Here is a 13087-nt window from a genome sequence, read left to right as displayed (position 1 = left end):
CCCCTGTAGGAGCGGCCTTGTGTCGCGATGGGCTGCGCAGCAGCCCCGGATTTCAGCATGTTTGCCTATATTGCTGGGGCTGCTGTGCAGCCCATCGCGACACAAGGCCGCTCCTACAGGGATCGCGTACAGCCTGTCAGATCATCAGGCGCGAACTGGCCACAGCGACCACCGCCAGGCCCAGCAGCAGGTTGATCCCCACCATCCGCCGAATCCGCCCCAGCACCGCCGCACCCGCCGGCCAGTCCTCGGCCTGCACCGCCATCTTCAACTCCGGCAGCAGCAACGCCTGAATGCGCATGAACAAGGCAAACATGGCGATGCCCCCACCGATCATTACCTGCACGTACTTCGGTGCAGTCTCGAAGCCGCTGAAACGCATGTGCAACATGCCGATACCACTTATCGCCAAAATCGCCACCGCCACCCAGACCCAGCCGAAGAAGCGTCGGAAAACTTCCACCCACAGCCGCAGCCGTGCAGGCCCTTCAAGGGCCGCAACCGTGGCCGGGCGCAGCACCAGCCAGGCGAAGAACATGCCGCCGACCCATACCAGGGCAGCCAGAACATGCAGTGTGTAGGGCAGGGCAAAGGCGAGCATCCGGATCTCCATGCGGCATAAAGGGCAATAGCGGGGTATGATAGCCGCCCATGCGAAACACTGAAAATATATCCAGCCCTACGGGCGCCTGCAGACCATGATCAGCAACGAACTCAAAGCCACCATCCAGGGCGCCTACTCGCGTTTTCTCGAAGCCAAGAGCCTCAAGCCTCGCTATGGCCAGCGCCTGATGATCGCCGAAGTGGCCAAGGTGCTTGGCGACATTGCCTGCGACGATGAAGGCCGCCGCGCCGGCGAGCCTGCCGTTGTGGCCGTGGAAGCGGGCACCGGTACCGGCAAGACGGTGGCCTACAGCCTGGCCGCCATCCCGGCCGCCAAGGCCGCTGGCAAGCGCCTGGTGATCGCCACAGCCACCGTGGCCCTGCAGGAGCAGATCGTCTTCAAGGACCTGCCCGACCTGATGCGCAACAGCGGGCTCAACTTCAGCTTCGCCCTGGCCAAAGGCCGTGGCCGCTACCTGTGCCTGTCCAAGCTCGACATCCTCCTGCAGGAGGGCCACGCCCAGTCGGCCACTGCCCAGTTGTTCGAGGAAGAGGGCTTTCGCATCGAGGTCGACGAGCGCAGCCAGAAGCTGTTCAACAGCATGATCGAGAAGCTTGCCGGCAACCGCTGGGACGGTGACCGTGACAGCTGGTCAGAAGCCCTTGAAGACCAGGACTGGGCCCGCCTGACCACCGACCATAGCCAGTGCACCGGGCGCCACTGCCCCAATTTCCAGCAGTGCGTGTTCTACAAGGCCCGTGAAGGCATGGGCAAGGTAGACGTGATTGTCACCAACCACGACATGGTGCTGGCCGACCTGGCCCTTGGCGGCGGTGCAGTGTTGCCCGACCCGCGCGACACCATGTACGTGTTCGACGAAGGCCACCACCTGCCAGACAAGGCCATCGGCCACTTCGCTCATTATTCGCGCCTGCGCTCCACCGCAGACTGGCTGGAACAGACCGCCAAGAACCTGACCAAGCTGCTGGCCCAGCACCCGCTGCCCGGCGACCTGGGCAAGTACATCGAGCAGGTGCCAGAGTTGGCGCGCGAAGTGCGCACCCAGCAGCAGTTCATGTTCACCCTCTGCGAGCAGGTTGCCGACTTCCGCCCCAGTGAAGACACCGAGGGCCGTGAGCGCCCGCGCTATCGTTTCGAAGGCGGCGTCGTGCCGGAACAGATGCGCGAAGTGGGCATCGAGCTGAAGAAGGGCTTTGCCCGCCTCAACGACCTGTTTACTCGCCTGGCCGACCTGCTCAAGGAAGGCATGGACGGCGAGGTCAACATCGGCATTGGCAGCCACCAGGCCGAGGAGTGGTACCCGCTGTTCGGCAGCCTGGTCACCCGTGCCCAGGGCAACTGGGAACTGTGGACGGCCTTTACCGCCGAAGACCCGGAAGACAGCCCGCCCATGGCTCGCTGGCTGACGCTGGCCGAGAGCGGTGCGATGTTCGACATCGAAGTCAACGCCAGCCCCATCCTCGCCGCCGAGATGCTTCGCCGCAGCCTGTGGAGCGTTGCCCACGGTGCGCTGGTGACGTCGGCGACGTTGACCGCGCTAGGCAAGTTCGACCGCTTCCGCATGCGCTCGGGTTTACCGCGTGATGCGATGACCTGTGTGGTGCCCAGCCCGTTCGTGCACGGCGACGCCGGCCTGTTGCGGGTGCCCGACCTCAAGGCCGACCCACGCGACGCCGCGGCACACACCGCGGCAATCATCCGCGAGCTGCCGAACATCGTCGAAGATGCCCGTGGCGCACTGGTGCTGTTCTCCTCGCGCAAGCAGATGCAGGACGTGTTCGATGGCCTGGACCGTGACTGGCGCAAGCTGGTACTTATCCAGGGCAACCTGTCCAAGCAGGAAACCCTGAACAAGCACAAGGCACGGGTCGACGATGGCCAGCACAGCGTGCTGTTCGGCCTGGCAAGTTTTGCCGAGGGTGTCGACCTGCCTGGCGCCTATTGCGAGCATGTGGTGATTGCCAAGATTCCATTTGCCGTGCCCGATGACCCGGTTGAAGCCGCACTGGCGGAGTGGATCGAAGCCCGCGGCGGTAACCCGTTCATGGAAATTGCCGTACCCGACGCCTCGCTGAAACTGATCCAGGCCTGCGGTCGCCTGCTGCGTACCGAGCAGGATCGCGGTGTCATTACCTTGCTTGACCGGCGCCTGGTCACCCAGCGCTACGGCAAGGCTATTCTCAATGCGCTGCCGCCGTTCCGGCGGGAGATTTCCTGACCGCCGGAGCACTTGCACCGGCGCGTTGTCCATTACTCAGTCTGGGCCCGTGAGTGGCCTGAAGGAGAGCCTCAGCCTTATGGTCCGCCTCACCCTGCCCGCCGTTTTCGCCCTGTTGTTCAGCTCGCCCTTGCTGGCTGGGCAGCAGACGCTGTTCAGCTTTGTGCGCCCGGCCTCGGTAGTCAATGTGGCGACCGAGAATGCCGGCATGCCGCAGTACAACGCGGAGCAGACGGCCGAGGGCGAGGTATTGCGGCGAGTGGTGTTCAACCCGGCCGAGCGGCCGACCCTGCGCCTGAGCCCGCAAGGCGGTACCTGGGACTGGTCCGCCGGGCAGTTCCTCACCTTGCGGCTGCAGAGTGCCATGGACTGGGCGCTGACGGTGGATGTCACGGTGCAAGGTAGCGATGGCCGCATGTTGACCAGCCGCATTGACCTGCCGGCCGGCCCCGCGCAAACCGTGATGGTACCGCTCACCGCCAGCTCACCGCTGAGCCAGGGCATGCGCGCCGGCCCGCCCATGCCGTGGACCCATGGTGGCCAGCGCTTGCTGCTGACCAGCAGCGCGGGCGCGGTAGACCTCAAGCAGGTGGCCTCGGTCAGCCTGAGCATCCCCAACCCCAAGGTGGCGCAGAACCTGCTGATCGAGCGGGTGGGCATCCAAGATGACGACCAGGCCTACAAGGCGGCCTACCAGGATCTGATCGATGCCTATGGCCAGTCCACGCGCGGCAACTGGCCCGAGAAGGTGGCCAATGACGAGCAGCTCAAGGCGGCCGATATGCGTGAACAGCAGCAGCTCAAGGGCTGGCTGGCTGAGCGGGGCAAGCAGCAACTAGACGGCTACGGCGGGCTGCTGGCAGGGCCGGCCTTCGAGGCCAAGGGCTTTTTTCGCACCGAAAAGCGTGATGGCCGCTGGTATCTGGTAACGCCGGAAGGGCACCCGTTCTATTCCCTGGGGGTGAATGCCGTGGCCGCAGATGGCGGGCGTACGTACGTCGCCGGCCGTGAAGGCATGTTCAAGGCGTTGCCGGGCGAGGGTGATGCACTGGCCGCATTCTACGGCGAAGGCAACAACGACGATGGCAATGCCTCGTCGCAAGGGCGCAACTTCAAGCAAGGGCGCTGGTTCGATTTTTATGCCGCCAACGTTCAGCGTACCTACGGCAAACCCTGCCCGCCTGCCGCAGCAGGGCAGGCCGCCAACTGCCCACCGCTGGTCCTGGACGCTGCCCGCTGGCAAACGCATGCGCTCGACCGTCTGCAGGCCTGGGGTTTCAACACGGTCGGCAACTGGAGCGAGCCAGCCCTGGGCCAGGCCAAACGTATGCCCTACATCTTGCCGCTGTCGATCGTGGGTGATTACGCCAGCATCAGCACCGGCATGGACTGGTGGGGCAGCATGCCCGACCCGTTCGACCCGCGCTTTGCCATGGCCACCGAGCGCGCAGTGGCAATTGCCGCCCGCGATCACCGTGACGATCCTTGGCTGATCGGCTACTTCGCCGACAACGAGCTGGCTTGGGCGGCCCCAGGCAGCGACCCTAAAGCACGGTATGGCCTGGCCTATGGCACTTTGCGCCTGACCACCGATGTACCGGCCAAGCGCGCCTTCCTCAAACAGCTGCGCGACAAGTACCGTAACCAGCAGGGGCTGTCCACGGCCTGGGGCATCGAACTGACCGCCTGGGAGCTCATGGAAGATCCGGGCTTCGAGGCGCCATTGCCCGACCCGCAACACCCGGAAATCGAGCGCGACTACCAGCACTTCCAGCAGGTGTTCGCCGAGACTTACTTCAAGACCATTGCCGATTCATTGAAGTGGCATGCCCCCAATCACCTGCTGCTCGGTGGCCGCTACGCTGTGAGCACGCCGGAGGCGGTCAAGGCCTGTGCCGAGTTCTGCGATGTGCTCAGCTTCAACTTCTATACCCTCAAGCCGCAGGACGGCTACGACTTCGCCCGCCTGGCCGAGCTGGACAAGCCGGTGCTGGTGTCCGAGTTCCAGTTCGGTTCGCGTGATCGCGGCCCGTTCTGGCCGGGGCCGCTGGAGTTGGCGCGGGAGGAAGACCGCGGCCCGGCTTACGGCAACTTCCTCAAGGCGGCCCTGGCGCAACCGATGATCGTCGGCGCGCACTGGTTCCAGTACCTTGACCAGCCAGCCAGCGGTCGCCTGCTTGACGGCGAAAACGGCCACCTCGGACTGGTGGCGATCACCGATGTGCCATACCCGGGGTTTGTCGACGCCGTGCGCAAGAGCAACCTGCAGGTGATGAACCAATTGCGCGCACAGTTGGAAAAACCGGCTCCCTGAGCACAAGCTACCGTTCGTCGCGACCATTTGGCCCAAGCCAGTTTGCAAAACACCCAACTACTGAAACAATGCACACCTTTTTTGGACATGGTCGTACGGAGTACAGCGGGTGCAGATCCAAGGTCACTATGAGCTGAAGTTCGAAGCCGTGCGCGAAGCCTTTGCCGCGCTGTTCGAAGATTCCCAGGAGCGTGGCGCTGCGCTGTGCATTCAGGTCGGTGGCGAAACCGTCGTCGACCTGTGGGCCGGCAGTGCCGACAAGGATGGCCAGCAGGCCTGGCACAGCGACACCATCGCCAACCTGTTCTCCTGCACCAAGACCTTCACCGCCGTCACCGCCCTGCAACTGGTGGGCGAGGGCAAATTAGCCCTCGATGCCCCTGTGGCCAACTACTGGCCCGAGTTTGCCCAGGCCGGTAAGCAGGCGATCACCTTGCGCCAGCTGCTCAGCCACCGTGCCGGATTGCCGGCCATCCGTGAGTTGCTGCCAGCTGAAGCCCTGTACGACTGGCAGGCCATGGTCAATGCCCTGGCGGCTGAAACACCATGGTGGGCACCCGGTAGCGAACACGGTTATGCTGCCATCACCTACGGCTGGCTGATTGGCGAGCTGATTCGCCGCGCCGATGGCCGTGGCCCTGGCGACTCGATCGTGGCCCGTACCGCCCGCCCGTTGGGGTTGGACTTCCATGTCGGCCTGGCAGACGAGGAGTTCTACCGCGTGGCGCATATCGCCCGTGGCAAAGGCAACCCCGGGGATGCCGCGGCGCAGCGCTTGCTGCAGGTGACCATGCGCGAACCCGAGGCGTTGTCGACCCGTGCTTTTACCAACCCGCCGGCGATCCTGACCAGCACCAACAAGCCGGAATGGCGGCGCATGCAACAGCCAGCGGCCAACGGCCATGGCAATGCACGCAGCCTGGCGGGGTTCTATGCCGGGTTGCTGGACGGCAGCCTGCTCGAATCCGAACTGCTTGATGAGCTGACCCGCGAGCACAGCCTCGGCCAGGACCGCACGTTGCTCACGCAGACCCGCTTTGGTCTGGGTTGCATGCTCGACCAGCCCGATGTGGCCAACGCCACCTTTGGCCTCGGCGCCCGTGCCTTCGGCCACCCAGGTGCTGGTGGCTCGGTCGGTTTTGCCGACCCGGAGCACGACGTGGCCTTCGGTTTCGTGGTCAATACCCTCGGCCCCTACGTGCTCATGGATCCACGAGCCCAGAAACTGGTACGTGTTCTTGCCGATTGCCTTTGATCGGGTAATGCGGGTATTGCCCCACCCCTTTGACTATCCTCAATGCCAACGCCTGAAGTGTGTGGGCAAAATTTCTTTCTATTTCATGGTGTATCGCTGATGTCTTCACATAAAACCTTAGCACTCGCCTTGTGCCTGGCCGCCGTTACCGGCTGTGCCAGTCATTCTCCGGACGGCTCCAAGGAAGGTGGCTTCAACTGGTGGCCTTTCGGTTCGGACAAGGTGGCCGAGCAGGAAGTGAAGGCAGCTGTCACTGAAAATGTGGCCAAGGCCGATGCCAAGTCGGAAAGCGCCAGCCGCTGGTGGTGGCCGTTCGGCGGTGAGGACAAGCAAGCCAAAGGGCCGGTGGTGCCGAAGATCGACCAGAAGGCCACCCAGGCCTGGCTGGACGAGTACGAGCCCAAGCTGCGCGAAGCCATCAAGGACAGCAAGCTGGAACTGGAGCGCCGCGACAATGTGCTGGCGGTAACCCTGCCGGTGGACAGCTCGTACAACCCTGATCGCCCCAACATGCTGCTGCCAATGACCCTTGGCCCGATCACCCGCGTGGCCAAGACCGTCGAAGGTGACCCCAAGACTGCCGTGCTGGTACTCGGCCATGCCGATACCAGCGGTGCTGCCGCTGCCAACCAGAAACTCAGCCTGGAGCGCGCCGCCTCGGTGTCGGCCATCTTCCGCCTCAGCGGCTTGCAGCGTGACCGCCTGACCCTCAAGGGCATGGGCTCGGTCATGCCGCGCGCCGCCAACGACAGCGCCGAGGGCCGTGCCCTGAACCGCCGCGTGGAAATGCTGCTGACCCCGCAGAACACCATGGTCGCACTGTTGGCCAAGTACCAGCAGGCCGCTCCGGCACCTGCACCTGCCGCTATGGTAGCGGTGCAGGATGCAAAGGCACCTGCCGCCAAGGCCGTCGACAGCAAGCCAGCAGCCAAGAAGCCTGCGGCGAAAAAACCTGTTGCCAAAGCCAAGGCCCCTGCCAAGACCACGGCCAAGAAAACAGCCGCGCCGACCAAGGCAGCCGCCAAGCCTGCCGCCAAGAAAGCTACCGCTGACAAGAAAGTAGCTGCCAACAGCCCTGCGAAGACCAACTGATCGTCAAGGAACGCAGCAATGACTCAATCCCTGGCCGATATGCGCCGCGACTACACCCGTGATGGCCTGGCCGAAGCCCAGGCCCCGGGGGAGCCGTTCGCTTTGTTCCACCAGTGGTTTGCCGATGCGGTGAAAACCGAGCAGGTACCGGTGGAAGCCAACGCCATGACCCTGGCCACTGTGGACGGCGAAGGCCGCCCACATTGTCGCGTACTGTTGTTGAAGGGGCTCGATGAGCAGGGCTTTACCTTCTTCACCAACTACGAAAGCGCCAAGGGCCAGCAACTGCAGGCCAACCCTTTTGCGGCCATCACCTTCTTCTGGCCGGCGCTGGAGCGCCAGGTGCGCATCGAAGGGCGGGTGGAAAAGGTCACGGCCAAGGAGTCGGACGACTACTACCAGGTGCGCCCGCTGGGCAGCCGCCTGGGCGCCTGGGCTTCGCCGCAGAGCCGGGTGATTGCCGGTCGTGAAGAGCTGGAGGGCCTGGTCAAGGCCACCGAAGCGCGCTTCTTGGACACCCAGCCACACTGCCCTGAGCACTGGGGTGGTTATCGCCTGTTGCCCGAGCGCATCGAGTTCTGGCAGGGGCGGGCGAGCCGCCTGCATGACCGGTTGAACTACCGGCTGGTGGATGGGCAATGGCTGCGGGAGCGGCTGGCACCCTGACAACTTGGGGCCGCAAAGCGGCCCCAGTGATCGATCAGACTACCCCGGATACCCCGCCGCCTCGCGCTCCAACCAGCGCGCCAGTTGCTTGCGCCCCACCTTCTCCTGCCGCGCCTGCGCCAACCTTTCCAGCATGTACTCACGCTTTTCAGGGTCTGCCCCCGCCAGCGACAACGCCAGGTCACGGTCCATTCAGCGGCGCATGCGTACATACAACCACCCATGGAAATACAGCCCTGCGACGGTGGTGACCACGACGATGAAGTAATCCATGGCTATCCTTGGTCTCAATTGAAGAGCCTATGGCACAACCGCACAGGCTGTACCCCGGCTGAATGAAAACAATTTTATTACGTTTGTACCGTGACAGCCGTCAACGTGCAGCGTCTAATGAACACCTGACTTATGGAGACTTTACCCATGCGTAAATCCGCTTTGCTGGTGGCGACCTTTACCACCATGTCGCTGCTGCTGGGGGGCTGTGCCTCGAGCCTGACCGGTGACAGCTACTCCCGTGATGAAGCCCGCCGCGTGCAAACCGTGCGCATGGGCACCATCGAATCCCTGCGCCCGGTCAAGATCGAAGGTACCAAGACCCCGATCGGCGGTGGCGCTGGCGCCATCGTTGGTGGCGTAGCCGGCAGTGCTGTAGGCGGTGGCCGTGGCAGCATTGTTGCAGCCGTGATCGGTGCCGTGGCCGGTGGCCTGGCCGGTTCCGCTGCAGAAGAAGGCCTGACCCGCACCCAAGGCGTCGAAATCACCGTGCGTGAGGACGATGGCAGCATGCGTGCCTACGTGCAGGCCGTGCAGGAGAACGAAATCTTCCGCGTTGGCGACCGCGTGCGCATCATGACTGTTGATGGCACCAGCCGCGTTTCGCACTGACCGTCGCGCAGTAAAACAAAACCCCGACATGGCTGCTGCCAGTCGGGGTTTTTTCATGCTTCAGCCACGTTAACCAACACTGGTTTTCCGGCTGGCCATGGCGATGACGGCGTAGCCGATCACTGCGGCGAAGAACGAGCCGGTAAGAATACCCATGCGGTCCATGCCGGCGTAATCGCTGCTACCCGGGGCGAAGGCGAGCGAACCAACGAACAGGCTCATGGTGAAGCCGATGCCGCAGAGTATCGCCACCCCCAGTATTTGCCCCCAGCCGGCACCCTCAGGCAGCGCGGCCAGGCGCAGCTTGACCGCCAGCCAGGTCAGGCCGAAAACGCCCACGGTCTTGCCCAGCAGCAGGCCAACCGCGATGCCCATCGGCACCGGGTGGGTGAAGCTGTCTACGGTCATGCCCGCCAGCGAGACGCCGGCATTGGCGAAGGCAAAAATTGGCAAAATGGCATAAGCGACCCAAGGATGCAGGGCATGCTCAAGGGACAGCAGCGGCGAAGTCTCGGCGTTGCGGGTACGCAGCGGGATGCACAAGGCCAGGGCGACGCCCGCCAGCGTGGCATGTACGCCGCTCTTGAGTACGCAGACCCACAGGATCAGGCCGACGACCATGTACGGCCCAAGCTTGACCACGCCAAGCCGGTTCATCGCTACCAGCGCCACCAGGCAGGCCGCAGCCAGTAGCAGCGACACGCTCGACAGAGTCCCGGAGTAGAACAGGGCGATGACGATGATCGCGCCCAGGTCGTCGATGATCGCCAAAGTCATCAGGAACAGCTTCAGCGATACCGGTACGCGTTTGCCCAGCAGGGCCAGCACGCCAAGGGCGAAGGCGATGTCGGTGGCAGTGGGGATCGCCCAGCCGGCCACGGCCGCCGGGTTGTCGCGGTTGATGAACCAGTAGATCAGTGCTGGCACCACCATGCCGCCCACGGCAGCAGTGGCAGGCAAGATCACCTGGGCAGGTTTGGACAGGTGGCCGTCGACCACCTCGCGCTTGACCTCAAGGCCGATGAGCAGGAAGAACAGGGCCATGAGGCCGTCATTGATCCATAGCAACAAAGGCTTGGCGATATTCAGCGCGCCGACCTGGACGGCGACGGGCACATCGAGCAGCCCGCTGTACAGGTAGGACAGTGGCGAGTTGTTGATGATCAGTGCCATGACGGCGGCGGCGATCAGCAGCAGGCCGCTGGCGGCTTCAAGCTGGAAGAAACGGGTAAACAGGCTACGCACGGGCTATAGGCTCTCCATGAGCAGTTTACGAATGGAACGGGCGTACACCCTAGCCTGTGACGATATGCTTTAAAACAAAAACTATATTCGTTTTTGTTATATGTTGTTGCCGGCTAGGCCGAGTGAAGCCTAGATGCAGATGGGAGGAAAGGGGGGAGGGAAAGTCTGGTGTTTGGGTCGGATATTTCTGATCCCTGTCAGGGCCTCTTCGCGGGCTCGCCCGCTCCCACCGGTACTGCACAGTTTTCAAATACTGTGCAGTACCTGAGGGAGCGGGTTCATCGAGGCGTCGAACCGCCGCGAAAGGGCCCTTGCAGGCGATACAAAATCACAGGCCGAGCATGTCCCGCGCTACCGCCTCGGCAATACGGATCCCGTCCACACCCGCCGACAGAATCCCGCCCGCGTAGCCGGCGCCTTCACCTGCCGGGAACAGGCCTTTCAGGTTCAGGCTCTGGTAGTCCTCACCGCGGGTAATGCGCAGTGGCGACGAGGTGCGTGTCTCGATCCCGGTCAACACTGCATCATGCAGGTTGTAGCCCTTGATCTGCCGGTCGAACGCCGGCAGTGCCTCACGGATGGCTTCGATGGCGAAGTCGGGCAGGCTCGGCGCCAGGTCACCCAGGGTCACGCCTGGTTTGTAGGACGGTTCGACACTGCCCAGTGCGGTCGATGGCCGGCCGGCGACAAAGTCACCCACCAGCTGCGCCGGGGCCTGGTAGTTGCTGCCGCCCATCACGTAGGCGTGGGCTTCCAGACGCTCTTGCAGTTCAATACCGGCCAGCGGGCCGCCCGGGTAGTCGCGCTCGGGGTCAATGCCGACGACGATGCCAGAGTTGGCGTTGCGCTCGTTACGCGAGTACTGGCTCATGCCGTTGGTGACCACCCGGCCTGGTTCGCTGGTGGCGGCGACCACGGTGCCACCCGGGCACATGCAGAAGCTGTATACCGAGCGGCCGTTCTTGGCGTGGTACACCAGCTTGTAGTCGGCGGCGCCGAGTTTCGGGTGGCCGGCGTACTTGCCCAGGCGCGCCTTGTCGATCAGCGTTTGCGGGTGCTCGATACGGAAACCGACCGAGAACGGCTTGGCTTCCATGTAGACGCCTTTGGCGTGCAGCATACGGAAGGTATCGCGGGCACTGTGGCCAAGGGCCAGGACCACATGGCGCGAGTGCAGCTGTTCGCCACTCTCCAGCACCACGCCGGTCAGCTGGCCGTCTTCGACCAGCAGGTCGGTGACCTTCTCCTGAAAGCGTACCTCTGCCCCCAGGGCGATCATGTCCTGGCGCATCTGCTCGACCATGCCGGTGAGGCGGAAGGTGCCGATGTGCGGTTTGTTGATGTACAGGATCTCTTCCGGCGCACCGGCCTTGACGAACTCTTCCAGCACTTTGCGGCCGTGGTGCTGCGGGTCCTTGATCTGGCTGTACAGCTTGCCGTCAGAGAAGGTACCGGCGCCGCCTTCGCCAAACTGTACATTGGACTCTGGGTTGAGCACGCTTTTGCGCCACAGGCCCCAGGTGTCCTTGGTGCGCTGGCGCACTTCCTTGCCTCGTTCGAGGATGATCGGCTTGAAGCCCATCTGCGCCAGCAGCAGGCCGGCGAAGATGCCGCACGGGCCGAAGCCGACCACGATCGGGCGTTCCTGCACGTCGGCCGGGGCGTGGCCGACATACTTGTAGGTCACGTCCGGTGCCGGGCCGATGTTGTGATCGTCGGCGAACTTGCTGAGCAGCTCGGCTTCGTTGCTGGCTTCGAGGTCGATGGTGTAGATGAACAGCAACTCGCTGTTCTTCTTGCGCGCATCGTAGCTGCGCTTGAACAGGTTGAAGCTGAGCAGTTGCTCGTCGCGGATGCCCAGGCGCTGGACGATGGCTTCACGCAGCGCTTCGTCGGGATGGTCCAGGGGCAGCTTGAGTTCGGTGATTCGTAGCATGGCAGGGTCCAGTATCCCGGCCATGGGCGGCCGGCGGCTTTACACAAACCGCCAAGTATAAGCTGTTAGCCGCCCCGACTGGCAGGATAAAAGCGCCCGGCGATCAGTTGTCGCGCGCGCCGCCGTAGTAGCCGCAGCCTTGCAAGGTCTTGCCGTCGATGCGCAGCTCGGCACGCAGGTGGTGGATGGCGCCAGTGGCGCTGTCTACGCAGCGCTGCGGCGCGACCCACAGTTCCACGTGCTGGCCGTTGGCTTCGCTGGTAAGGGTCAGGCCGCCGCCGGGTACTTCTTCTTCCAGAAACGGCAGGGGCAGAGGCTGCTGGCCCACGCGACTGAGCACCATGCCCTTGCCGCTGGCCTTGATGTCCCAGTCGGGTTCATGACCATTGGCGCGCAGGGTCAGCTGCTTGAAGTTGGGGTCTTCGCAGGCGCGCGTGGAGGGTTCCAGGCGGTACAGGCGGCGCACTTCCAGCTGGCCGTCGTTGTTGGCCTGCTTGCTGCCGGTGAGGCGGCCACGGACGTCGGCGAACAGTTTGTCGTTGGCGTCTTTGGCGAGGTTGGCGGCCTCCTGCAGGATGCCGGTGGCGCCGACGTCGTTGATCACGAACGTGCGGTTTTCGCTGCACGGCTTGAACAGCAGCTGGCCACCCGCGGCACGCAGTTCGCCCTGCATGCGCGTGGTGCCGATGTTCGGGTCGCTTGGCGCGTCAGCCATGAGCTGGCAGCCGGCGAACAGGGGCAGCAGGGCGGTGAGCAGCAGGGTGGGGGTGAGGCGCATGGGGCGAACTCCGGGGATCTTTTCCAAAGAGCTGGCCACGTTACGCAGGCTGGCGGCGGATCACAAGTTAATG

10 protein-coding genes and 1 pseudogene are annotated in these 13087 nt (G+C 63.7%); 6 read left to right on the top strand and 5 right to left on the bottom strand.

Going from position 1 to position 13087, the window contains the following annotated elements; genetic code table 11:
- Positions 1–136: 136 nt before the first annotated feature.
- Positions 137–601 carry a CopD family protein gene (locus ABI582_RS08215; protein WP_442118934.1) on the bottom strand — a complete coding sequence of 155 codons (465 nt, stop codon included), beginning with the start codon at positions 599–601 and terminating at the stop codon, positions 137–139.
- A 97-nt stretch (positions 602–698) separates the two neighbouring features.
- Between ABI582_RS08215 and dinG the strand changes: the two genes are divergently transcribed.
- The 5 genes from dinG (at position 699) to pdxH (ending at position 8170) form a co-directional block, all read left to right on the top strand.
- Complete coding sequence (gene dinG / locus ABI582_RS08210; protein WP_442118933.1) at positions 699–2843, top strand: ATP-dependent DNA helicase DinG; 2145 nt, start codon at positions 699–701, stop codon at positions 2841–2843.
- A gap of 79 nt (positions 2844–2922) precedes the next feature.
- Entirely contained in the window at positions 2923–5157 is a 2235-nt protein-coding gene (locus ABI582_RS08205) for a beta-galactosidase (protein WP_442118932.1), read from the top strand.
- A gap of 109 nt (positions 5158–5266) precedes the next feature.
- Positions 5267–6412 (top strand): serine hydrolase domain-containing protein, encoded by a 1146-nt coding sequence (locus ABI582_RS08200; protein ID WP_442118931.1) that lies wholly within the window; start codon positions 5267–5269, stop codon positions 6410–6412.
- 99 nt (positions 6413–6511) lie between these two features.
- Complete coding sequence (locus ABI582_RS08195) at positions 6512–7504, top strand: OmpA family protein (protein ID WP_338744986.1); 993 nt, start codon at positions 6512–6514, stop codon at positions 7502–7504.
- 18 nt (positions 7505–7522) lie between these two features.
- Positions 7523–8170, top strand: coding sequence for a pyridoxamine 5'-phosphate oxidase (gene pdxH / locus ABI582_RS08190; RefSeq protein WP_442118930.1), 648 nt, complete (start codon positions 7523–7525; stop codon positions 8168–8170).
- A 39-nt stretch (positions 8171–8209) separates the two neighbouring features.
- Here the strand turns inward: pdxH and ABI582_RS08185 are convergent.
- A pseudogene (locus tag ABI582_RS08185) lies at positions 8210–8443 on the bottom strand (hypothetical protein).
- A 147-nt stretch (positions 8444–8590) separates the two neighbouring features.
- Here ABI582_RS08185 and ABI582_RS08180 point away from each other — a divergent pair.
- Positions 8591–9055, top strand: coding sequence for a glycine zipper 2TM domain-containing protein (locus ABI582_RS08180; protein WP_009684613.1), 465 nt, complete (start codon positions 8591–8593; stop codon positions 9053–9055).
- Positions 9056–9124: 69 nt separating this feature from the next.
- Here ABI582_RS08180 and nhaA read toward each other — a convergent pair whose 3' ends face one another.
- The 3 genes from nhaA to ABI582_RS08165 all read right to left on the bottom strand — a co-directional run bounded on the left by nhaA (position 9125) and on the right by ABI582_RS08165 (position 13014).
- Complete coding sequence (gene nhaA, locus ABI582_RS08175) at positions 9125–10300, bottom strand: Na+/H+ antiporter NhaA (RefSeq protein WP_338744984.1); 1176 nt, start codon at positions 10298–10300, stop codon at positions 9125–9127.
- Positions 10301–10628: 328 nt separating this feature from the next.
- A complete protein-coding gene (locus tag ABI582_RS08170) occupies positions 10629–12236 on the bottom strand; it encodes an NAD(P)/FAD-dependent oxidoreductase (protein WP_442118929.1) in 1608 nt (535 codons plus the stop codon).
- Positions 12237–12339: 103 nt separating this feature from the next.
- Entirely contained in the window at positions 12340–13014 is a 675-nt protein-coding gene (locus ABI582_RS08165; RefSeq protein ID WP_442118928.1) for a COG3650 family protein, read from the bottom strand.
- Positions 13015–13087 lie beyond the last annotated feature (73 nt).

The sequence above is a fragment of the Pseudomonas sp. SAS7 genome, assembly GCF_052112345.1.
GTDB lineage: Bacteria > Pseudomonadota > Gammaproteobacteria > Pseudomonadales > Pseudomonadaceae > Aquipseudomonas > Aquipseudomonas putida_Q.
This window is presented reverse-complemented; position numbering and strand designations above follow the sequence as displayed.